The sequence below is a fragment of the Deltaproteobacteria bacterium genome (genome assembly GCA_016874775.1).
In the GTDB taxonomy this organism is placed as follows: Bacteria; Desulfobacterota; Binatia; order Bin18; family Bin18; genus VGTJ01.
Genome location: VGTJ01000094.1, coordinates 1 through 23,506 on the forward strand (window position 1 = coordinate 1; position 23,506 = coordinate 23,506).

At 52.3% G+C, this 23,506-nt stretch carries 20 protein-coding genes and 1 tRNA gene; 15 read left to right on the plus strand and 6 right to left on the minus strand.

Annotated features, from left to right (window positions below; all coding sequences use genetic code 11):
• Positions 1-189: 189 nt before the first annotated feature.
• The 14 genes from FJ147_16175 to FJ147_16240 all read left to right on the plus strand — a co-directional run bounded on the left by FJ147_16175 (position 190) and on the right by FJ147_16240 (position 15,659).
• Positions 190-273, plus strand: a tRNA-Leu gene (locus tag FJ147_16175).
• A gap of 65 nt (positions 274-338) precedes the next feature.
• Positions 339-3,008, plus strand: a complete 2,670-nt coding sequence (locus tag FJ147_16180) for a valine--tRNA ligase (protein MBM4257418.1) — start codon at positions 339-341, stop codon at positions 3,006-3,008.
• A gap of 87 nt (positions 3,009-3,095) precedes the next feature.
• Complete coding sequence (gene nadC / locus FJ147_16185; GenBank protein ID MBM4257419.1) at positions 3,096-3,980, plus strand: carboxylating nicotinate-nucleotide diphosphorylase; 885 nt, start codon at positions 3,096-3,098, stop codon at positions 3,978-3,980.
• Positions 3,952-4,845: a biotin--[acetyl-CoA-carboxylase] ligase gene (locus FJ147_16190; GenBank protein MBM4257420.1), complete on the plus strand. Its 894-nt coding sequence runs from the start codon at positions 3,952-3,954 to the stop codon at positions 4,843-4,845. The genes nadC and FJ147_16190 overlap by 29 nt, the downstream gene beginning before the upstream one ends.
• Positions 4,829-5,593, plus strand: coding sequence for a type III pantothenate kinase (locus FJ147_16195; GenBank protein MBM4257421.1), 765 nt, complete (start codon positions 4,829-4,831; stop codon positions 5,591-5,593). Before FJ147_16190 ends, FJ147_16195 begins: the two co-directional genes overlap by 17 nt.
• Positions 5,594-5,709: 116 nt before the next feature.
• Complete coding sequence (gene fusA / locus FJ147_16200) at positions 5,710-7,800, plus strand: elongation factor G (protein MBM4257422.1); 2,091 nt, start codon at positions 5,710-5,712, stop codon at positions 7,798-7,800.
• A 97-nt stretch (positions 7,801-7,897) separates the two neighbouring features.
• Positions 7,898-8,128, plus strand: a complete 231-nt coding sequence (locus tag FJ147_16205; protein MBM4257423.1) for a DUF465 domain-containing protein — start codon at positions 7,898-7,900, stop codon at positions 8,126-8,128.
• A 122-nt stretch (positions 8,129-8,250) separates the two neighbouring features.
• Positions 8,251-8,799 (plus strand): acetolactate synthase small subunit, encoded by a 549-nt coding sequence (gene ilvN / locus FJ147_16210; protein MBM4257424.1) that lies wholly within the window; start codon positions 8,251-8,253, stop codon positions 8,797-8,799.
• Positions 8,800-8,801: 2 nt separating this feature from the next.
• Positions 8,802-9,818, plus strand: a complete 1,017-nt coding sequence (ilvC, locus tag FJ147_16215) for a ketol-acid reductoisomerase (GenBank protein ID MBM4257425.1) — start codon at positions 8,802-8,804, stop codon at positions 9,816-9,818.
• A gap of 194 nt (positions 9,819-10,012) precedes the next feature.
• Positions 10,013-10,645, plus strand: coding sequence for a phosphatidylserine decarboxylase family protein (locus FJ147_16220; protein ID MBM4257426.1), 633 nt, complete (start codon positions 10,013-10,015; stop codon positions 10,643-10,645).
• Between the two features lie 57 nt (positions 10,646-10,702).
• The gene (pssA, locus tag FJ147_16225; GenBank protein MBM4257427.1) at positions 10,703-11,578 is read left to right on the plus strand and encodes a CDP-diacylglycerol--serine O-phosphatidyltransferase; all 876 of its coding nucleotides are present in this window, start codon (positions 10,703-10,705) and stop codon (positions 11,576-11,578) included.
• Positions 11,579-11,807: 229 nt separating this feature from the next.
• Positions 11,808-13,361 carry a 2-isopropylmalate synthase gene (locus tag FJ147_16230; GenBank protein ID MBM4257428.1) on the plus strand — a complete coding sequence of 518 codons (1,554 nt, stop codon included), beginning with the start codon at positions 11,808-11,810 and terminating at the stop codon, positions 13,359-13,361.
• A 135-nt stretch (positions 13,362-13,496) separates the two neighbouring features.
• Entirely contained in the window at positions 13,497-14,576 is a 1,080-nt protein-coding gene (gene leuB, locus FJ147_16235) for a 3-isopropylmalate dehydrogenase (protein MBM4257429.1), read from the plus strand.
• 315 nt (positions 14,577-14,891) lie between these two features.
• The gene (locus FJ147_16240) at positions 14,892-15,659 is read left to right on the plus strand and encodes a class I SAM-dependent methyltransferase (GenBank protein MBM4257430.1); all 768 of its coding nucleotides are present in this window, start codon (positions 14,892-14,894) and stop codon (positions 15,657-15,659) included.
• A gap of 14 nt (positions 15,660-15,673) precedes the next feature.
• Here FJ147_16240 and FJ147_16245 read toward each other — a convergent pair whose 3' ends face one another.
• The 4 genes from FJ147_16245 to FJ147_16260 all read right to left on the minus strand — a co-directional run bounded on the left by FJ147_16245 (position 15,674) and on the right by FJ147_16260 (position 17,338).
• Positions 15,674-15,904, minus strand: coding sequence for a DUF2283 domain-containing protein (locus tag FJ147_16245; GenBank protein MBM4257431.1), 231 nt, complete (start codon positions 15,902-15,904; stop codon positions 15,674-15,676).
• A complete protein-coding gene (locus FJ147_16250) occupies positions 15,901-16,164 on the minus strand; it encodes a hypothetical protein (protein ID MBM4257432.1) in 264 nt (87 codons plus the stop codon). The genes FJ147_16245 and FJ147_16250 overlap by 4 nt, the downstream gene beginning before the upstream one ends.
• Positions 16,165-16,217: 53 nt before the next feature.
• Entirely contained in the window at positions 16,218-16,454 is a 237-nt protein-coding gene (locus FJ147_16255) for a hypothetical protein (protein ID MBM4257433.1), read from the minus strand.
• A gap of 239 nt (positions 16,455-16,693) precedes the next feature.
• Positions 16,694-17,338, minus strand: coding sequence for a nitroreductase family protein (locus FJ147_16260; protein ID MBM4257434.1), 645 nt, complete (start codon positions 17,336-17,338; stop codon positions 16,694-16,696).
• Between the two features lie 160 nt (positions 17,339-17,498).
• Here FJ147_16260 and FJ147_16265 point away from each other — a divergent pair, with 160 nt between their 5' ends.
• The gene (locus FJ147_16265) at positions 17,499-21,332 is read left to right on the plus strand and encodes a DUF748 domain-containing protein (GenBank protein ID MBM4257435.1); all 3,834 of its coding nucleotides are present in this window, start codon (positions 17,499-17,501) and stop codon (positions 21,330-21,332) included.
• A gap of 98 nt (positions 21,333-21,430) precedes the next feature.
• Here FJ147_16265 and FJ147_16270 read toward each other — a convergent pair whose 3' ends face one another.
• On the minus strand, positions 21,431-21,907 hold the full coding sequence (locus FJ147_16270) for a hypothetical protein (protein ID MBM4257436.1): 477 nt from the start codon (positions 21,905-21,907) through the stop codon (positions 21,431-21,433).
• 30 nt (positions 21,908-21,937) lie between these two features.
• On the minus strand, positions 21,938-23,419 hold the full coding sequence (locus FJ147_16275; GenBank protein ID MBM4257437.1) for a response regulator: 1,482 nt from the start codon (positions 23,417-23,419) through the stop codon (positions 21,938-21,940).
• Positions 23,420-23,506 lie beyond the last annotated feature (87 nt).

Below are 23,506 nucleotides of genomic sequence, written 5' to 3' on the forward strand. Positions count from 1 at the left end.
TCTTCCAAATGCTCGGCCAGATACGTACAGGTGCAATTCTTCGGCGTGCTCACCAAATATTCGACGTACTGCTTCTTGGTAATCATATCCCTAAAATGATACTTGTGGTCCTCAAGCGTAAGTCCTGCTACAAATCTAATCTCCGGGATTGACAGCAAAAAGGACTGTTGGTTAAGTAGCGCCTCACTTGCGAAAGTGGCGGAACTGGCAGACGCGCAGGATTCAGGTTCCTGTGGGGTAACACCCATGGGGGTTCAAGTCCCCCCTTTCGCATAACGCTTGGAGGAAAGGGGGTTCTGCCTTAACGCATCGGGGTAGAACCCCTTTCTCATTTGCTTATGGCACTTGATAAAACCTATGACCCTAGTTTGGTGGAGAAACGCTGGGCGCAGGCCTGGATCGATCGCGGCTATTTTCGTCCAGAACGGAACGCGACGGGCCAGCCTTTCTCGATGGTGATTCCTCCGCCCAATGTCACTGGCCTGCTGCATATGGGCCATGCGCTCAATAATACGCTGCAAGATATTCTCGCGCGTTACAAACGTATGGATGGGTTCCAAGTCCTGTGGGTCCCAGGGACGGACCATGCCGGGATTGCCACACAGAATGTCGTCGAGCGCCTCCTACTACAAGAAGGAACCGATCGTTGGGCGCTTGGGCGTGAGAAGTTCATCGAACGTACGTGGAACTGGAAAGCAGAATCCGGTGGACAGATCGTTAATCAACTCAAAGTCCTTGGCGCATCGTGCGATTGGTCGCGCGAGCGTTTCACCATGGATGCAGGATTATCACGCGCTGTGCGTGAGGTTTTTGTTCGCCTCTATGAGGAAGGTCTTATTTATCGTGGTCGCTATCTGATCAATTGGTGCCCACGTTGCGAGACGGCACTCTCTGATTTGGAAGTCGAACCGAAGGAGAGTGAAGGGCATCTCTATCATCTGTCCTATCCACGGACTGATGGTGCAGGATCGGTAACGATCGCTACGACCCGCCCGGAAACCATGCTCGGCGACACCGCAGTTGCGGTCCATCCCGAAGACCAGCGCTATCGCGATTGGATTGGCATAACCCTGACGCTCCCTATTCTTGGACGCGAAATTCCGGTCATTGCCGACGAGCATGTCGATAAAGAATTCGGTACTGGCGCACTGAAAGTGACACCAGCGCATGACTTCACTGACTTCGACATCGGCAGAACGCATAACTTGCCGTCGATTTCTATCCTTGACGAAAAAGCGAAGATGACCAGCGAAGCTGGTCCGTATGTTGGCATGGACCGCTATGAGTGCCGCAAGCAAGTTGTTGAGGACCTGCAGCAAGCTGGTGTATTGGTCAAAACCGAGCCGTACAAAATCATGCTCGGCCACTGCTATCGTTGTCAGACGGTGGTCGAGCCGTTCTTGTCGAACCAATGGTTCGTCAAGATCAAACCGCTGGCCGAGGTGGCGATTGCGGCGGTGAAAGATGGCCGCGCGCAGTTTTTCCCGACCCATTGGGAGAAGACCTATTTCGCGTGGATGGAGAATATCCGCGATTGGTGTATCTCGCGTCAGTTGTGGTGGGGACATCGTATTCCTGCGTGGTATTGCGATGACTGCAATGAGATGACCGTCTCGCGTGAAGATGTCACCAGTTGTCCGAAGTGCAAATCGACGAAACTGACGCAAGAAACCGACGTGCTTGATACGTGGTTCAGTTCCGGCTTGTGGCCATTTTCCACCCTTGGCTGGCCGGACCAGACGCAAGATCTCAAAACCTTCTATCCGACCTCAGTGTTAGTGACGGGGTTCGACATCATCTTCTTCTGGGTCGCGCGTATGATGATGTTGGGCCTGAAATTCATGGGCGATGTGCCGTTCCGTCACATTTACATTCATGCTCTGGTGCGTGACGCCAGTGGGCAGAAGATGTCGAAGTCGAAAGGTAACGTCGTTGATCCACTCGAATTGATGTCAACCTACGGCACTGACGCGATGCGGTTTACGCTCACAGCGCTTTCGGCGATGGGTCGCGATATTCGCCTTTCGGCGGATCGTATCACTGGTTATCGTAACTTTGCTAACAAGGTGTGGAATGCCGCGCGCTTCGTTCTCATGAACGAAGTCCAAAGTCCAGAGGCAGAAAACAAGCCCCAAGCCCCAAGTCTCAAGCCCCAAGCTTTTAGTCTTGCCGACCGTTGGATTCTATCGCGATTGCAACGAGCAATTGGCGAGGTGCGTCAAGCGTTAGACGAGTATCGTTTCAACGAGGTTGCCGCAGGGCTCTATCAATTCATCTGGCATGAGTTCTGTGATTGGTACCTCGAACTCAGTAAGATCGCGTTAGATAGCGGCGATGCCAAAGCCCAAGCGCAGGCGAAACACACACTCGCGACGGTGCTTGATGCTGCACTGCGGTTGTTGCATCCATTGATGCCGTACATCAGTGAAGAGATTTGGCATGCGTTACATCCTGATCGTGCCAATGACAGCATCATGGTACAGCCGTATCCGAAAGTTGATGCTGCGTTGATTGATGAAGATGCTGAACGGCGGATGACGGTGTTAATGGATACGATTCGCGCAGTCCGGAACATTCGCTCTGAGATGAACTTACCGCCAGGGCAAGAGCTGGCTGTGAGTATCTTCCCGAGTACGGAGAGTGTCGAAGCCGAACTGCGGCAAAATGAAGCATACATTCGTCGCCTCGCCCGTACGGGTGAGATTCGTTATCAGAAAGATGGCGAGCGACCACGTGGAGCGGCATTGGCAGTGATCGACGGCGCGGAGATTCACATACCGTTGGCTGGGCTGGTGAATCTGCAAGAAGAAAGTAAACGTATTGAAAAAGAAATTGCCAAAGTGACCAGTGACCTTGCCAATGTGCAACGCAAACTTGGCGATACGAAATTTATCGAACGCGCGCCTGAAGAAGTGGTTGAGGAGCAACGCGAACGCGCTACACAACTGGAAGAGAAACGCGTAACGTTGGAAAAGAATTTGGAACGATTGCGGCAGATACAGACGTAACGCGTAATACGTAAAACGTAAAAGGGAAATTTGAGGTTTTCTTTACGTTTGACGCTTTACGTATTACGCGCTTAACCAGGACACTTTATGCTCGTGTTTGACCACCCCGCCATTTCTCGTCTCATCTCCATGGCTTTAGAAGAAGATCTGGGCCGTGGGGATGTGACTACACAAGCGACGATCCCACCAGACCGTCGTGCGTATGGCAATATCAACGCCAAAGCTGACCTCACGGTTGCTGGGCTACCGCTGGCGCAGCGCATCCTTGCGCTTGTTGATCCAGCGGCTGAGTTGCGAGGGTTGGTCAACGAGGGCACGGCAGTGAAGAAAGGGCATGTCGTCGCAGAAATGCAAGGCAACGCCGCAGCTCTGCTGATCGCTGAGCGGACCATGCTCAACTTTCTGCAGCATATGTCTGGTGTGGCGACACTGACACGCAAGTTCGTCGATGCTATCGCCGGCACCAAATGTAAGATCATCGATACACGCAAAACTCTGGCTGGCTTCCGTCTTCTCGATAAATATGCCGTCACGCAAGGTGGTGGCACCAATCATCGGATGGGCCTGGATGACGGTATTTTGATCAAGGACAACCATATTGCGGTGTGTGGTGGTGTCGGTGCCGCTGTGCGACGTGCGCGGGAGAACGCCTCGTCGCTGTTACGCATTGAGGTGGAGTGTACGAATCTGACGGAAGTGCAAGAAGCCATCGATGCCCGAGCAGACATCATTCTGCTCGACAATATGTCGACGACGCTGATGGCTGATGCGGTACGATTAGTGAATGGTCGAGCACTTTTGGAAGCGTCTGGAAACATGAGTCTCGATCGTGTTCGGGAAGTCGCTGAAACCGGTGTCGACTTTATTTCCGTGGGTGCATTGACCCACTCCGTATCGGCGGTAGATTTGAGCATGTCTGTCACGGTCGAAAGCTCAACGGCCAATGTCCAAGGTCCAAAGTCCAAAGCTTAGGAGGCAGAGTCGAAGGCGTATGAGTGGTCCTGCTGCACGAGATTTTGCCACTGCCTTGCGGACCCGACTGCAAACGAAGACTATCGGCCATCCCTTTCATTTTTTTCCGACCATCGATTCGACTAATATCTATGCGGCTCGACTCGCCCGCGAAGGCGCAACAGAAGGGACGATTGTTATCGCCGATGCGCAGAGTGGCGGGAAAGGACGGCTGGGACGCAGTTGGGTCTCCCCGCCAGGGGTCAATCTCTATCTCTCGGTGATTTTACGCCCATCGGTTTCCGCTGGCGTCGCCCCCCAATTGAATCTGCTTACGGCTGTTGCCGTAGCCAATGCGATTGCCGACGTTTGCCAGCTTCGTCCTGTCATTAAGTGGCCCAATGATGTGCTGGTCAACGGCAAGAAGGTTTGCGGCATTTTGGCTGAGATGCAAACTGAGGCAGGCGCATTGCGCGCGGTCATTCTCGGCATTGGTGTCAATATCAATGCACCGCTCTCAGCCTTTCCAGAAGAACTGCACGGTAAAGCCTCCTCCCTCCTTTTGGTCAGCGGGAGGACCATTGAGCGCAGCACCTTTACCGCCAGTCTGCTGACCCATCTTGAGAAGTACTATGTTCTATGGATAGAACAGGGATTCGCTGCACTACGGATGCCGTGGGAGCAGTACGCATCCGAGGTATTAGGGAAGCGGATCGCGGTTGCCGCACCTGAAGGCACGGTTACAGGAACTGCGCTCGGGCTCGACAATGATGGAGCATTACTGGTGCAGAGCGAGACCGATGGAGTTGTCCACCGGCTATTAGCCGGAGATGTTAGTGTAATTGGCGGATACGATCGTGGAGAAACGCATGATCCTCGTCGTTGACGTTGGCAATACACATACAGTGATTGGACTGTATCAGGGGAAGAAACTGTCCCATCACTGGCGGCTCCTCACTGAGGCCGAACGCACCGCAGATGAGTATGGCGTTCTGCTGCGTAGTTTGTTTTCTGCTTCTGACTTAGTCTTTTCAACTGTACAGGGAATCGTCGTATCGAGTGTTGTCCCTCCCATGAACAACGTCATGGAAGAACTTGCCCGTAAGTATTTTCGCCTGTCGCCACTGATGGTTGGGCCAGGCATCAAGACGGGGATGCCGATTTTGTATGACAACCCACGTGAGGTTGGTGCCGACCGCATCGTCAACGCGGTAGCAGCGTATGATCGGTATCATGACGTGACGATCGTCGTCGATTTCGGTACAGCAACCACCTTCGATTACGTCACCAAGGCTGGCGAGTATCTGGGCGGCGCGATCGTGCCTGGTGTGGGCATTTCGCTTGATGCCTTGTTTCACAAGACAGCCAAACTCTATCGTGTCGAAATGGTCAAACCGCCGCATGCCGTGGGACGGAATACCGTGCACGCAATTCAGTCAGGAATATTCTTTGGGTACACCGCACTCGTGGACGGGATGGTTGAACGAATTCAAAAAGAACATAAAGTGAAAGCCCGCGTCATCGCGACTGGTGGCTTTGCGCAGTTGATCGCGTCTGAATCTGCAACGATTGAAGAAGTGGATGAGTTTTTGACGCTGGAAGGATTACGGATATTGTACGAACGAAATCAATAAAAAGCTGATAGCGGTCAGCGATCAGCGATCAGCCAAAAAGACGCAACTACAATAATGGTGGAGTCTTAAGCTGAAAGCTGATTGCTGAAAGCTGACGGCTATAAGAGGAGGGAACTATGGCTGTTGACGACATCCGCCGCATGAGAACCGTGGGTATCTTAGCTGAGGGCGGAGCAGGTAAGACGACGCTTGGGGAAGCGCTGTTGTTCGCGGCTGGAGCAACGACCCGTATGGGCCGTGTTGAAGAGGGAAGCTCGGTCTTCGACTTCGAACCTGAAGAAACCCGCCGCAAGATTACGTTATCAACTGCATTTCACACTCTGTCGTGGAAACGCCACGACCTTATGTTGGTAGACCCTCCTGGATATGCAAACTTCCTGTCCGATACGCGTCACGCAATGGAAGCGATGGGCGGCGCAATTTTCCTCGGAGTTCCTTCTGGCAACCTTAAAGTTGAAAGTGAACGGTTGTGGGGCTGGGCAGACGAACTGAAACTCCCACGCCTTGTCTTCATTTCTCGCATGGACCGTGAAGAAGGCTCTCTACAAAAAGTCCTCGACGGAATGAGCAAGACACTAGAAGCAAAGCTCGTGGCGATTCAAGTACCAATTGGCGCACAAGCAAATTTCCGTGGCGTCGTTGACCTGCTGAGTATGAAGGCACTCATCTTCGAAGGCGACAACGGTGCAGTCAAAGAAGAGGCAATTCCTGCGGACGTGCAAGGTGAAGCTGATGAATATCGCGAGAAACTGGTTGAAGCCGTTGCTGAGACCAATGATGATTTATTGGCCCGCTACCTAGAAGGTGGCGAAATCTCCTCCGCTGAATTGAAGCAAGCATTGCGGGACGCTGTGGTCTCGGCCAAACTCTTCCCCGTTCTGTGTGGATCGGGCTCACGATGCGCGAGCATCCAACCCTTGCTCGATGCCGTTATTGATTACTTGCCCTCTCCCGCCGATCGCCCTGCGGTGCAAGGCACCAATCCTAAAACGCACGAAGCTGTCGAACGAAAACCTGATCCTACAGCGCCGTTTATGGCCCGCGTGTTCAAAACCGTGGATTCGCCTACCGGGCGTTTGTCTATATTCGTGGTGTGCTCTGGAAAGATAGATGGAGACTCGGTTGTTCTCAATTCGACACGCGAAGGCAAAGAACGCCTTGGCCATTTATTTCATCTCGACGGCAAAAAACAGACGCCAGTAGCAGCCGCTATGGCTGGCGATGTTATCGCGGTCGCCAAACTGAAAGATACTCACACAGGAGACACACTGTGTGATGAAAAAGCACCGGTGGTATTAGCCCCATTGGTCGACTTTGAGCCGGCGATTTCTTTTGCTCTCGGCCTGAAGTCGCGTGGCGATGAAGAGAAAATCATGACCTCACTGCACAAACTCACAGACGAGGACATGGCTCTCAAAGTCGGACGCGATCCGCAAAACAACGATATCCTCTTATCTGGTGCTGGCCAACTTCACGTCGAAGTTACCGTCGAAAAGCTCAAACGCAAATTCGGTGTCGAAGTCGACCTCAAAGCTCCCAAAGTGCCGTATCGCGAAACCATTACCGGTAAGGCAGATGCCCAGGGACGCCTCAAGAAACAAAGCGGCGGACGTGGACAATTTGGCGATACCTGGATTCGCATCGAACCACTGCCACGTGGCAAAGGGTTTGAATTCGTCGATGAAATCAAGGGCGGCGCTATTCCGCGCCAGTACATTCCATCGGTCGAGAAAGGCATACGCGCTGCGCTTGAGAAAGGGTTCCTGGCTGGATACCCGATAGTCGATGTGCGGGTCGCATTGTACGATGGCTCCTACCACGACGTAGACTCGTCGGATCTGGCATTCCAGATTGCTGGATCACTTGGTTTCCAGCATGCCGTCGAAAAGGCCAAGCCCGCAATGCTTGAACCGATCATGACAGTCGAAATCGTCGTCCCAGAAGAACACGTCGGTGACATCACTGGCGACATCAACCGACGACGCGGGCGACTGCTGAATGTCGATGCAAAAGGGCACAATCAAATCATCAAGGCTGCCGTACCAATGGCCGAGATGTTGACCTATGCACCAGACTTGCGCTCGATGACGAGTGGTCGAGGTACGTTTCATATGGAATTTTCTCACTATGAAATTCTGCCGCCGCATTTGACCGACAAGATTGTGCAAGAAGCGAAACAAGCCCAGGCCGCCCAGGCACATCATTAAAAAGAGGCTGGGAGGGAAGAAAGTCTATTTGCGGACGTTGACAAGTTGCGGTAGGGTATTTACAGTCTGAACGCTTTTCTTCTGTCAGGGAGGTGTTATGGAAAGTCACGAAGAGCAACTCATCCGCTCACTGATGGAAACCGATCCTGAGCTGCGAACTCATTACCAGGAACATCTGGAATTGAAGCGACGCTCTGAAGAACTGAAACATCAACACTTTTTGACGGAAGAAGAAGAAATAGAACTGAAACGCATCCAGAAACAAAAGCTTGCCGGCAAAGACAGGATGATGGAGATCCTGTCTCGCCACCGGCAACCCGCAGCCTAAAAGACGATCGTCTCCCTCCAATTCTGAGGTGTCTACTTGTTCGAGGTGGGGGTCGTGTGACGGTGAGAGTACCTCTCTGCCCGTTAAGGCAGCGGTTCACCTTGTACCCTCCATGAGTAGCCATGGATCACACGATCTCTATTCTCGTCGAGAATGAATTTGGGGTCCTCGCCCGTGTCGTCGGCCTTTTCAGCGGGCGCGGATTCAACATCGAAAGCCTCTCAGTTGCGCGAACGCTTGACCCTTCTCTCTCGCGTATTACCCTCGTCACCAGCGGCGACGATCAGATCGTTGAGCAGATTACCAAACAGCTCAACAAGTTAATCTGTGTCATCAAGGTTATCGATTTCCAAGACTCCCCATCCGTCGAACGCGAGATGGCGTTGATAAAAGTCGCCATCGACGAGCGCACGCGAGCTGAAGTGTTGAACATTGTGAACATCTTTCGCGCGAAAGTCATTGATGTTGACCCACGTTCATACATTATTGAGATTACCGGCGCCGAAGAAAAAATTGCCGCATTTCTCAACTTGCTGAGACCGCTCGGGATTAAAGAGATTGTCCGTACCGGGAAAGTTGCCATGCATCGCGGTGGACAAGCGTTGATGGATTCTAGCCGCGGCGAGGTTGTTGAATTAACCGGAAAGAAAAAGAAGGAGAAGGCCTCATGAGCATGAACATTTATTACGATAAAGACGCGAACCTTTCTCTGCTGAAGGGGAAGAAGGTCGCCATCGTGGGTTATGGAAGCCAGGGGCATGCCCATGCGTTGAACTTACGTGACAGCGGCATGGATGTGCGCATTGCGCTGAAAAAAGGCAGTAGCTCATGGCCAAAGGCTGAAAATGCCGGCTTTCTCGTTCAGGATGTCGCGGCTGCGGCTGCTGAATCTGACATCATCATGATTCTCACGCCTGATGAAGCAGCGAGTGGTATGTATGAAGCAGATATTCGCCCGCATATGAAAGCCGGTAAATATCTGGCCTGCGCACATGGCTTCAATATTCACTTCAAAAAGATTGTGCCACCTGCAGACGTTAACGTGTTCATGGTCGCCCCTAAAGGACCAGGACATTTGGTACGCAGCGAATTTGAAAAAGGCCAAGGTGTCCCTTGTTTGATTGCAGTCGCCCAAGACCCGTCTGGGAACAGTAAGCAGATTGCCCTGGCCTGGGCTTCGGCAATTGGTGGAGGGCGCGCTGCAATTCTCGAAACCAATTTCCGCGAGGAAACTGAGACCGATCTTTTTGGTGAACAATCAGTGTTGTGCGGTGGCTTGACCGAACTGATGCGTGCCGGGTTTGAGACGCTGGTCGAAGCAGGCTATGCACCAGAAATGGCCTATTTCGAATGTATTCATGAAATGAAATTGATCGTGGATCTCGTCTACGAAGGTGGCATCTCCAATATGCGCTATTCGATCAGCAACACGGCTGAGTATGGCGACATGACACGCGGGAAACGGATTGTTGGCGAGCAGACCCGCATAGAGATGAAGAAAATCCTGGCAGATATTCAAGCTGGTAAGTTTGCCGATGAGTGGATCAATGAATATCGTGCGGGGTTACCCAACTTCCTCAAGTTGCGCACAGAAGGCGCGAATCATCCAGCAGAAAAAGTCGGCGCAGAGCTGCGTGGCATGATGCCGTGGCTGCAACGTAACAAACTGGTTGATAAGACGAAAAACTAGGGGCTAGGGGCTGGAAGCTAGTACCGTGTCTCGCAAGTTCATGCGTGGTGAAATCGTAGGGCGCGTGCCACACGCCAGTGAGTTGGCGCGCTTCGCACGCCCTACAACTGCTCACGAAGTTATGAGACACGGTACTAGAGACTATTCACCCAGCCCCACCAAGCCTCAAGTCTCCAGCCGCTAGCCTCATCACAATGCATTTCGCCCGTGAGGGATACCCTCGCATCTTCGCTCTCGGCATTCTGTGCCTGGTTTCCAATCTCCTTGGTTTCCCTACGCTAGGACTGATTTTTCTTGTCCTCACCTTCTTTGTCGCATACTTTTTTCGTGACCCAGAACGATTCGCACCAGACGACGATCGTTATCTCGTCGCTCCCGCTGATGGTCGAGTGGTCACGATAGAACAGAATGTAGCGAACGAGCGTTGGCTCACCTCCCCTGCCACTCGCATCGGTATTTTCATGTCGCCGCTGAATGTCCACGTCAATCGTCTGCCGGTATCCGGGGTGGTGGAAAGCGTACAGTATCAAGCGGGGAAATTTCGCCCGGCGTTTGCTGAAGATGCGACACAAGTCAATGAGCAAAACGGCGTGACCGTGCAAGATGCTCAAGGTCGGCGTGTTGTCTTTGTTCAGGTTGCCGGCATTCTTGCCCGTCGGATTGTCTGTTCACTCAAAGGCGGTGAGCGTGTCCGCCAGGGTGAGCGATATGGTATAATTATGCTCGGTTCTCGGGTTGATCTGTACTGTCCGGTGGACGCGCAGATCAAGATTCAAGTGGGTCAAGTTGTGAAAGCTGGCGAGACCATCGTCGCCGAATATGTGTAGCACCTCGGCAGGCGATACTCACTGTAACCGTTGCATGAAAGAAAAGAAGACTTCAGCATGAATGCACCACGGCCGAAGATTCGAGCCCTTCCCACGCCACCCAAAGTTGAAAAAGAGCGTCGCAGCATTTCCCCTCCTTTACGCAAAGGGGTGTATATTCTGCCCAATTTGTTCACCACAGGCGGACTCTTCTGTGGCTTCTATGCAATTATTGCCACCCTTCGTGAAGATTACCTCATTGCTGCGATTGCGGTCCTCGTCGCAATGGTGTTCGACGCGTTAGATGGTCGCATCGCACGTTTGACCCACACGTCGAGTTCGTTTGGCGTGCAGTATGATTCGCTCTCCGACCTTATCGCTTTCGGCGTCGCGCCAGGGGTACTCGCGTATCGTTGGGCCTTGGAACCGTGGGGAGCGTGGGGCTGGCTGGCAGCAGCACTATATGTGACATGTGGGGCATTACGACTCGCCCGCTTCAACGTCCAGGTCGAAATAGTCGACAAGAACAACTTTGTCGGCTTACCTATACCAGCGGCCGCAGCAGTCGTCGCAGTAACGATTCAAATGTACTATTTCCTCGGAGGCGAGGGTGCAACCAATAAACACCTGACCCTCCTGTTACTTGTCTACGCATTGGCTGCACTTATGGTGAGCACGTTACCGTATTATAGCTTTAAAGGCTTGAAACTACGCCACCGGCAGCCATTTTGGATTCTCATCGCAGCGATAGTCGTCATACAGATGACCATTGCTGCGCCACAAATTATGCTGTTCACCATCTGCTCACTGTACGCGCTCTCCGGGCCAGTTCGTTTTCTCATTGGCAGAGGAAGAACCAAACCGCAAGTGACGGAAGGTCCCCCTCCCGAAGAAGAATATTTGACCCCACCCTTCCCTCAAGGCCTTGACAGTAGCGAGAAAAGTCGTCTATAGGTACCAAGCATGTCAATTCTCTCTCTTGGACTCTTGTTAGGACTGCTCGGCCTACTGCTGGCCCTGCTGCTTACGACCCCGCCTGGGGAGTCCGAGAGGAGTGCATAAAACGCATGTGAATCTCGGAGGCCACGGGCGGGATAACCAACCCCCGTGGCCTCTTGCTTTGAAGGGCTGCGGGTAAACTCGCAGCCCTTTTTTGTTGTGTGAGCTTGTAAGGAGGAACTGTATGGAACGGGAAGTTGTCAAAATATTTGATACGACCTTGAGAGACGGTGAGCAGTCTCCCGGTGCGACGATGAATATCGAAGAGAAGGTCATGATCGCCCGGCAACTGGAAAACCTGAAAGTCGATGTCATCGAGGCCGGGTTTGCCGCCTCTTCGGACGGTGATTTCGAGTCGGTAAAACGCGTTGCTGAACTGGTCACGACCCCAATCGTTTTGAGTCTGGCGCGTACCAAAGAACTCGATGTCACCCGCGCGATCAAAGCCGTCGAAAAAGCCAAGCGTCCCGGCATCCATATCTTTATCGCCACCTCCGATATTCATCTCAAACATAAGCTGATGATGAGCCGCCAAGAGGCGCTCGATGCAACCGTGTGGGCTATTAGCTTTGCCAAAAAGTACCTCGACTACATCGAATTCTCCGCAGAAGATGCGTCACGTTCCGACCGCGACTATCTCGTGCAGCTCTTTGGTGAAGCCATCAAGGTTGGAGCCGTGACTATCAATGCTCCGGATACGGTCGGGTATGCCATTCCGCAGCAGTACGGCGAACTCTTCAAGTATCTGCGCGAGAAAACCCCTGGCGCCAATAAAGTCACCTGGAGTGCGCATTGTCACAATGATCTGGGCCTCGCAGTTGCCAACTCGCTTGCGGCAATCCAGAACGGCGCCCGTCAAGTTGAATGCACAATCAACGGTATTGGTGAACGTGCCGGCAACACGTCGATGGAAGAAGTGGTCATGGCATTGCGCACCCGTGAAGATGTGTTCGCAAACGTCAAAACCAATGTCATCTCTGAGCACATCGCGCCTGCGAGTCAAACGCTTGCTCAGGTCACCGGCTTAGCGGTACCGCAGAACAAGCCTATCGTGGGTGCCAATGCCTTTGCGCATGAAGCCGGTATTCACCAAGATGGAGTCCTCAAGTACAAACTCACCTACGAGATCATGAGGCCGCAAGATGTGGGTCTCGACAGCAACAAGCTGGTCTTAGGGAAGCACTCAGGGCGCCATGCATTTATCGATCGCCTTAAACATCTTGGCATCGACTACACCGGTGTTGATATGAACAAAGCCTTTGAGCGCTTCAAGACGTTAGCGGATAAGAAGAAGAACGTGTATGACGAAGACCTCATTGCTATCGTGACTGAAGAAGCCGTGCGTGGAGCTGAGAAGTACGAGTTAGTGTATCTCAATGTGACATCCTCAAGCATGGCCGTGCCGCATGCGACAGTGAAGATGAAAGTTGAAGAGCAAGAGTTTGTCGATAGCGCATCCGGTGACGGCATGGTCGATGCATGTTACAAGGCGATTGCCAAGATCGCAGGATTTGAGCCGAAACTGGAACGGTATTCAGTGAAGTCGATTACTGGTGGAACTGATGCTCAAGGTGAAGTGACGTGCCTGCTGCGTGAGAATGGCGCCTCGGTCAACGGTCAAGGCTCACATACTGACATCATTATGGCGAGCGCACTGGCATACGTGAATGCACTCAACAAACTTGCCCATCGTGATCGCTATGGTCATCAGGCGGGGCTGCATCGGGAAGGACCGTGAAGACAGGCTAGGAGTCTGGGAGTCTAGGAGTCTAGGAGTCTAGGAGTCTAGAGCATGGGAGCGCGGGCGTCTTGCCCGCAAGTCTAGTAGGGTGGGCACCGCCCGCCTATCCGATCAATGACAAGGGAGCAAGGAATGGCACATAAAATAGCGGTCTTTGCCGGTGACGGCATTGGCACTGAAGTAATGGAAGAAGCGCTGCAAGCGCTCAAAATTGTCGAGCAAAAGTTTGGTCTCAGTTTCAACTGCGAAAAAGCCTTAGCAGGTGGTTGTTCGATTGATGCGCATGGTGTGGCACTAACCGACTCTGCGTTGCGTGTTGCTAAAGAAAGCGAGGCTGTGCTGCTGGGGGCGGTTGGTGGACCAAAGTGGGATGATCCGAAATCAACCGTCCGACCGGAACAAGCTATTCTCGGCTTGCGCAAAGAACTGAGCCTCTATGCGAACCTGCGACCGATCCAGTTGAATCGTCATCTGATTAATTCATCTACCCTCAAACCAGAAGTATTGGATGGGGTTGATCTCATCGTCGTACGCGAACTCACTGGCGGTGTGTACTATGGCAAACCGAGTGAGCGTCGCACGGGCCCTGCCGGACGTGAAGCCGTTGATACGATCTTCTACACCGAAGGTGAGGTTGCCCGTCTCATGCGTGCGTCATTTGAACTCGCGCGTAAGCGCCGTAAGAAACTGACTTCGGTTGATAAAGCTAACATCATGGCGACCTCGCGGATGTGGCGTGAAGTCGCGCATGAAGTTGCCAAAGAATATCCAGACGTGCAGTACGAAGATGTTCTTGTGGATGCCATGTCGATGCACTTAATCCGTCGCCCGAAGGATTTTGACGTGATTGCAGCAGAGAACATGTTTGGTGACATTCTTACGGATGAAGCCTCGATGCTGGCCGGTTCGATGGGACTATTGCCATCAGCTTCATTAGGTGAAGGCAAGAAAGGGCTCTACGAGCCGATTCACGGTACTGCACCGGACATTGCCGGGCAAAATAAAGCAAATCCCCTGGCGATGATTCTCTCAACTGCGTTAATGCTGCGTCTATCGTTTGATCAAGAGAAAGCTGCGCAAGCGATTGAGAAGGCCGTTGATGATGTGCTCGCGGCTGGCTATCGCACTGGCGACATCGCACAACCGGAATGTCGCTTAGTGAGCTGTACCGAGATGGGCAAGCTCGTGCGCGATAAGCTGCAGCAGCAATAACTAGAATCCTTTGGCTGTAGGTGCCCTCTCCCTAATGGAGCGTAACAGCCTACCTTTTAGGGGTAGGCTGTTACGCTGAGAAAAGACGAGCCGTCATTCCCGCGAATGCGGGAATCCAGGGAGAATACGCAATCGTTCAGGGGTGAAGCTCCTGGATGCCCGCCTGCGCGGGCATGACGAACAGGCGGACCCTCACGACGGGAAATCCGCGCCAATTGTGGCTTGGATAAGAAACCTACCCTTATGAGAGAGACAGGGCGAGGGGTATTGTAGGGGCGACCCTATGTGGTCGCCCGTTCTGAAAGGGAGGAGGCCATGCCCACCCACCAAGACCTGATTCTCGATCAATTCAGCAAACAAGTAGTGCCGTTCGCGACCGCACCAGGCATCAAAGACGAAGAGGCGCTCAAGCTGGTCGTAGACTTCACCGGTGTGACAGCAGACGACACGGTTCTTGATGTAGCGTGTGGTCCTGGCTTGATTGTCTGTGCCTTTGCTCCACATGTCCGACACGTGACCGGCATCGATATAGTTCCGGCCATGATCGACCACGCACGTGGACTCCAACAACAAAAAGGTCTGATGAATATCACCTGGCAAGTTGGCACGGTACAGCCACTGCCATATCCCGATGCGTCGTTTTCAATTGTCACTTCTCGTTATGCGTTTCATCATTTCATGGACCCAGAAGGTGTTCTGACGGAGATGAAGCGTGTCTGTAAACCAGGTGGAAAAGTCGTGGTCATCGATGCCGCGATATCTCCCGATCCAGCCAAGGCTGCCGCCTACAACCGTGCTGAGAAGCTCCGCGATCCTTCTCACACCCGCGCATTAGCACTGGTAGAGTTCGAACTACTCTTCAAATGGGTCGAACTACCCGCACCGCGCAAGACCTCCTACAAAGTCGAATCTGATCTTGACGACGCACTGCAGCGTTCGTTTCCCAATTCTGGTGACGCTGACAAATTACGACAGATGCTTATGGAATCGCTCGATGATGACGGCTTAGGCGTCGATGCGCGCCGAGAAAACGGTAAGATCCGATTTGCCTATCCGATCGCGGTGTTGGTGGCAGAGAAATAGAATACGATCAAAGGCTATTCCCTGACAGAGACGAGATTCAAGACTTTTGCTTGTACGCCTTCCATAATCGCATCTCTCACAAAAGCACTGGCGTTGAGAATTTCTATGCCGATCAATTCGCCTTTTTCATTGAGCTCTGCCGTGATGTTGGGGCTCACTTCGATACTGTTTGCTTCTGCCTCATCAGAAATGGCGAGATGGAGAATATCTTCCTGCTCGAAGTATGCTAACTTTGGCTGCTTCATGGTCTGAACCTTCCTGTCCGTAACCGAAAGTCCACCTGCTGTCTTGTTGTGACGTGAACGGTGACCGGCGTTAGAGTATCATCTTCCTGATCGTATGGCACCAGTATTGTATGATTTCCATGTCGTCCAATAGCTACACTACGTTGCGTTGCCGTATCAAAATATCTCTCTTCGGAGAATCTCACAATTTGCTCAATAATGGTGAGATCAAATCCCCGTAGCCGTGCTCGGTACTTAAAGTAATCAGTCCAGATCACCATCTCTTTTCACTTGCCCTACCTCACTCTTAGGCATGATATACTCCTAACGAGCTTCAGCTAGCAAGGATAACGTTTCTTTCCTGAAACGTAAATCGTACAGTAATGGTTATCTGGATTCCATTGGGGCCACGAAGCCTTAACCTCATAGCGGTAAGATGCTGACGCAGAAGTCCTGGTTTTGCGCGTTTGGCACGGATATGTTCGATACGCACTGGCTGTTTAGTCAGAATAGCAAGGGCAAGGGAAGTACGCAGAATCTGCCCACCTCCTTCACCTTGTGATTCGTCAATTTTATTCGATCAACTAAAACTGACGGAAGTCATCAAAGTCTGTCGTACCTCGAAAAATCTTGCTGATGTCGGGCGCAAGCTCTTTGCTACGAGCATGGCAAGGCGACGTAGTGCCAACGATACCGATCGTCTACACAAATACCTCGCACGCTTTGGCTTGACGTGGCAAGAGGTCGTGGGGAAATCGTAGCGACGTGCGAGATATCGTACGTCGCTCGCCCTCACACCGACCAAGACCTTCAAGCTGTTTTCTTTGCCCAGCGATCCCAATGAATCACGGCCTCGACCGACTGCCGTTTGGTTGGACCGAAATTCCCTTGTGGATATCCAAGCGGCAGCAACGCGCTGACTTCCATTTCTGCTGGGATACCCAGTTTCTGCTTTAGCTCTTCTTCAAAGCAACAGTGAATGGTGGTGATGACAGTTCCCACACCGAGTGCCCGACAAGCTAACATGATGTTCTGCACTGCTGGATAGATTGATCCATGTACCGTGGCGACACTGGCTCGTTCGTAGCCAAACTTCGCAAACGGTGGATAATCTTGACGTGCGCACGCAAGTAAGATCACCGGGACTTCGTGCAAATGTTCGGCTAAATGAGCAGCGGCCTGATACATACGCATCCGCGCGGGCGGAAGATCTGCAGGCATTGGGCGATCTGCAGCTAGCTTTTGCCACATGCCATAATACCGATCGCGGATGAAACGCTTGCCGTCAGCGTCACGTACCAGAACAAATGCCCAGTCCTGTAGATTGCCACCACTTGGCGCATGAATGCCAGCCTCAATAATTTTCTTGAGCGTCGCTTCGGGAATCGGATCGGATTTGAGTCGCCGCATCGCTCGCATCGAGTACATAATGTCAAACAGTTGAGCTTCTGCCATTGCTGATTCCTCCTCTTTGGTCTGCGGCGCTTATAGCGTACGTCCTGACCAAGTGCCAGGTCGGAAAACTATCTTTGACGTGACGCATTTCGCAGTTTAGGGTAGACCTCATCACTCAGCTAATCTGTAGTGATGTATTTGTCGTACTGGGGGGTGAGGGATGATGAACCTCTCAAGAGTTCTGACTCTTGGTTTCTGGAAAAAGTTCTTGTTGTGGAGCCTTATCGGACTTGCGGTCTTCACACTCTTCGGCTTCTTTGGGTTACCTTATATTTTGCAGTACGTCGTGGAGACCCAAGCAACCAAACTGTTGCATCGCCAGACAACTGTCCACGAAGTACGCTTTAACCCCTTTCATCTCACGTTACAAATGAAAGGACTCAACATAAAGGATCGCAATGGTTCTGATCCATTTGTTTCGTTTGAGGAGTTAGCCCTTGATCTTGAAGCGGCCTCAATATGGGAGCGCGGTCCTATTGTCCGCGACATTTTGCTTCGCTCTCCTCACCTTGCAATCGTCCGCAATGACGATCAGTCATATAATTTTTCCGATCTGCTCGAAGAATTCACAGCTAAGCCAGAACCACAACCAGAACCTCCACCAGCAACAGAGCCGCTCCGCTTCTCTTTCAATAACATTCGCCTGGAAAATGGCCGGATCGATTTCGACGACCGACCAAAAAAATCTCAACATACAGTCGCCGATCTCAACATTGGTGTGCCATTTCTGTCGAATCTGCCCTACGACATTGACGTGTACACCCAACCCTCGTTTTCGGTGAACGTGAACGGGACACCGATAAACCTTACAGGGCGCAGTAAACCGTTCAGCGATTCGCGGGAGACGGCACTCGATGTGAATATCAATAACATTGAACTGCCAAAGTACCTGGAGTACGTCCCTGCCGACCTCCGCTTTAAGCTCACGTCCGGTAGTCTCAGTACCAAGCTCGCATTGTCCTTTACCCAGCCACAGGAACAAACGCCGGCGTTGATCGTTAACGGTAAGATCGGCCTCAATCAGTTAGCAGTGACCGATCTTGAAGGGCATCCGATTGTGACGTTGCCGTTGCTAGATGTACCAGTCGAGTCACTTGATGTGTTTGGCCGTAAAGTCAATCTTGGCACGATCCTCCTGCAAGGACCGGAAATCCATCTGCAACTCGATAAAGCAGGTGTACTCAATGTGACGACCTTGGTTGGCGACCAGAAGGCGGAAACCAAGATAGCAACAGTGAGTGAGTCACAAGGAGAAAGTACGACGGGGCAACAACCAGTCGAGTCGGAAAAAACAGAGGAACCGAAGACAGAAGCAGCTCCGCTGCCACACGGGACAAGCAACCAGCCAAAAACCGACACGATCGTCGCAGCTGAGAAGTCACCGGAACCCTCACCAGAAGCGACTCCCACGATTATCGAAATCCCAGAAATCCGCCTCGCTGGAGGAAAAGTCACGTTCCTGGATGAAACACAAGAAAGACCGTTTCAGACGACCCTTGCTGATCTCAACATCACTGTCCGTCAGGTCAGTACAGACGCGGCAAAACCACTCACAGTCGAAGTGTCGTGTAAAAGCGATGCAGGAGAAGTCATTCAACAGACGGGAACGATCGTACGGGAGCCCCTCAAGGCGGAGGGTTCCGTCTCTGCTCAGCAACTGCTCATTAATCGCTACTCGCCGTATTATGCCAAGCACATTTTGTTTGATATCGAAGACGGGAAAATCGATGTAGCAACACAATTTTCCTATAGCAAAGGAGCAGAGGCCAATGCCACAACAACTCTCACCGGGTTGGCAGTCTCACTGAATGCCCTGCGGCTACGAAAGCAGGGAGAGAAAGAGGACTTTCTTAACATCCCGACCTTCGCGATCAAGGATGCAGCTCTCGATGTCGAGAAACAGCTAGTGACTGTAAATGAAGTCACTACCGGGAAGGCAACAGTGCGAGTCCGACGCGAAAGCGATGGCACTGTGAGTCTCGCGACGCTTGTCCCTGCAGCCCACGTTCCGGAGAAAAAAGCGCCTCCAGTACGCAAAGGAAAAAAGGCTGTCAAAAGTTCCCAAACACCACCAGTCCCGCAAGCGACTGCCGCAACACCGTGGCTCGTACAAGTGAAAAAGATCAACCTCGACCAATATACCGTGCAGGTCGATGATAGAGTGCCACCACAACCGGTTTCAATTCTGGCAGCCCCGCTCAGCATCACGGTGGAAAATTTCTCGACCGACAAGAACAATAAATTCAAGGCTGCTGTCCGTTTGACCTTGAATAAGACCGGTAGCATCGCTCTCGATGGCCCGATCGGCCTCACGCCACTTTCTACTACACTCAAGGTGAATACGAAAGGAATCGATATCTTACCGTTTCGCCCTTACTTTGCCGACAAACTGAAGATCGCGTTGACCAGTGGGGCAGTGTCTGCTGAAGGGAACCTTTCCCTTCAGTCGGATAAAGACAACAACCTGCAAGTAACCTACGCTGGACAAGCCGCAGTGACCAAGCTTACGACTATCGACAAAGCCACCTCAGAGGATTTCCTCAAATGGAAGTCACTCTATGTCACTGGGATAAACTTCAACACCAGCCCGCTACGTGTGGACATTAATGAGGTCGCGCTCGCTGATTTCTACTCGCGCCTCATCATCAACCCCGACACCACCCTCAACGTCCAAAGTATCGCCGTTGACCAACCCGCAAGCTCACCATCAGCTACGACACCACAAGCTGCCAGCGCTTCTTCACCGGCGTCACCTTCCTCACCTACGCCAGCGTCACAACCATCCGCAACCGCAACACCGATCAAAATCACCAAAGTCACGCTGCAAGGCGGAACCGTCGATTTTAGTGATCATTTCATCAAACCGAATTACTCCGCCAAACTGACTCAGCTTGGTGGACGGGTATCAGAGCTTCTCTCTACTAGTACCACTCCTGCAGATGTCGACCTGCGTGCCCATCTCGATAACGTTGCTCCGCTCACCATTACAGGCAAGGTAAATCCGTTCAGTAAAGATTTGTTTGTTGACCTGTCGGTCGATTTTAAAGATGTCGACCTCAATCCGATGACACCATACTCTGGGAAGTATGCGGGCTACACGATCGAGAAAGGCAAACTCACGCTCAATCTCCACTATCTGATTGCGAATCGCCAACTCAAAGCAGAGAACAAAGTCGTCATCGACCAATTCACCTTTGGTGATTCCGTCAACAGTCCTGACGCTACTGGGCTACCGGTTAAGCTTGCCATCTCTCTGCTCAAAGATCGCAACGGCACGATCAAGTTGGATGCCCCCCTCACAGGTTCCCTCGACGACCCACAATTCAGTGTTTGGGGAACCCTCGTACAGGTCATCACGAACCTGATCGCCAAGGCCGCCACAGCACCATTCGCCTTGATCGGTGCTGCACTTAGAGGTGGCGGCGGTGAAGAAATGAATCAGATTGAGTTTGCCTACGGGCGCGCAATGTTGGACGAGCCTGCGCAGGAAAAGATGAAAAAGATCGGCGACGCCTTGGCGGACCGCCCGTCATTGAGTCTTGATGTTTCCGGGTACGTAGAAAAAGACAAGGATCTCGACGGCCTTAAACTGTATCGTTTTGAGCGGCAACTGAAAGCTCAGAAACTGAATGATGAAGGAAAGAAAGCCGGAGAAGAGGCCTCATTAGATGAGGTAAAAATTGAGCAGGACGAATACCTCAAATACTTGACGATGGCATATAAGAAAGCCGACTTCCCAAAACCACGTAATATGGTTGGCTTGGTGAAAGACTTACCACAAGAAGAAATGGAAACGCTCATGTTCACGCATATCGAGGTGACCGACGAGGACCTGCACGAGCTGGCGAAGCATCGTGCCGCTGTTGTCCGAGAGTATCTCTTAGCAGCAGCTCAACTCGACACGGGGCGCGTCTTCTTGGTCGAACCCAAATCGATTTTTGCCGACCAAAAGGAGGCAGTGAAAGGCAGTCGCGTCGAGTTGGCGATCAAGTAAAAAGCGGTCAGCGATCAGCTCTTCGCGGTCAGCTTTTCTTGAAATTCTTCGTTCCTGCGCTTCTGGCCGACCGCTGAACGCTGAGAGTTAACGCATGGTTACGGCTTATACGCGAAATCTTGATTGCTATACGGATGCAGCTCTGGCTGCTGCACGCGGATAAAAGCGACATTGGACTGCATGTGACAGGCATTGCACGATGCGGTGAGACTCTCAAAGGCAGCAGAGAACGTCGCTTTGTTCTTCTGCGTGATCGCGTCGCGGAGCTGTTGGAGCGGGAGGTTCATAAACTGTTGCACGGCTTTCTCGGTCGGCATCGGTACCCTGTCATGGGTAGGATGAAGCTTGGTAATGTCTTCGACCCCTTCCTCTAATTCATGGAGCCCGTAGTCTGCGAGCTGCCAATTTTCCTTATCGCCAGCAAACCAGAGTTTAGCGTGGCGAATCTGCAGATACCCCATGATTTCGCCCAGTCCCGGTTTGTATGCGTGACTTTCCTGCGGTTGACAGGAAGTGAGGAGAATCATTCCTGTGCCTACGAGAGCGATGAATCCAGCGATAAGCCCCTTGTTCATGTGTATACCCCCTATCCTTCTTCGCTGTAGTTATGCTGCATCACTGATTGGCCCTTGAGCTGGAAGCCAACGTTGAATGGCTTCCTGAAGCTCTTCCTGGCTGTATGGTTTTCCTAAAAAGTCATCCATTCCCGCCGCAAGGCATTGTTCACGATCCCCAGGCTGGGTATTCGCAGTCAACGCAATGATAGGTAGTCGTTTCCCTACGGCTGCCGTTGGGATGGACTCACGCGCCCGGATCGTACGCGTTGCGGTATACCCATCCATTTCTGGCATCTGACAATCCATCAGCACGAGAGCGTAGGATTTACGAGTGAGCGCTTCGAGTGCAAGGCGACCGTTTTCGACCACGTCGGCGTGATACCCAATACTTTCAAGGATGCTGAGCGCAACTTGCTGATTGACTGGATTATCTTCGACCAAAAGAATGGCCGGTGTAGCGGAACTCTGGGGAGTTCGGTCTGGCGTAGAAGCAAAATGCTCCTCGAAGCGCGTGACGGGAATCACGCGCAGAGTCGGTGCCACTGATGTCGTTTTCTCTTGCAAGACTTCCCTCAGTGCGCGACACGAATCCTCATAGACGGCTTGCACAGTTGGCAAGAGTGGGAGTGCCTGCGTCACAGCTTGTGCTCTTCCCATCTGTTCCAGGTCTTTGCATAACTCGGAGTAGCGTCGCACTCCGACCATAGCACTACTACTTTTCAAGCTATGGGCGGTGGCTCGGAGTGCCGCGTTATCCCCTCGCGTGATTGCTTCACAGAGAGCCGTCGAGAGCGTCGCCGCATCGGCTAGGTATGTCGCGATACATTTATGAAGGATATTCGGCTGCCCTGGTCGTTGCAGCTTGCGCAATTCTTCGAGTGCCGATTCATCGAGTATTGGGAATGACGCCGCCAATCGCGGGGCGGTGGCCTGCGCCGATGCTTGTAGGGCTGGGGTTGCAGCCAACGCAGGTTTCGTTTTCTTTGCCCACCGGCGCAGTACGATTTGCAGCTTCTCCTGCGTAAACGGCTTACTCAAATAGTCATCCATGCCTGCCGCGAGGCAGCGTTGTTGATCGCCTTCCATTGCGTTGGCAGTAAGAGCAATGATCGTCGTATGGTGCAGGGTTCCTTCTTCAGACTGACGAAGTGCCGCCGTCGCCGCGAAACCATCCATTTCGGGCATCTGACAATCCATCAGCACCACGTCGTATGCCGACTGGCCGAGAGCCTGTAATGCTTCGCGTCCGTTGTTAGCAATCGTGACTTCGCAACCAAGCAGCTCCAACATATTGGTCGCGACTTCTTGATTGACGATATTATCCTCAGCAAGCAGAACATGCAGTTGGAATGCAGCCTCCGGCTCCTGTGGGGTCGCAGTAGCAACAGAGAGAGTACTCGGCCTCTTTCCTGCGACATCTTCTTTTTTGTTGCCTAAGAGTGGGATCAAACTGTCATAGAGTTCCGACTGTCGCACCGGTTTGGTCAGGTACACGACTTGGAAGGTTTCACGCGAAACCAAGTAGTGCACTGGTAGTGACTCAGGCGGGCATCAACGCTTCCATCACTTGCTCACACGAATACCCCCCAGCAAAGAGGCGTTTCGCAAGCGAGAGTA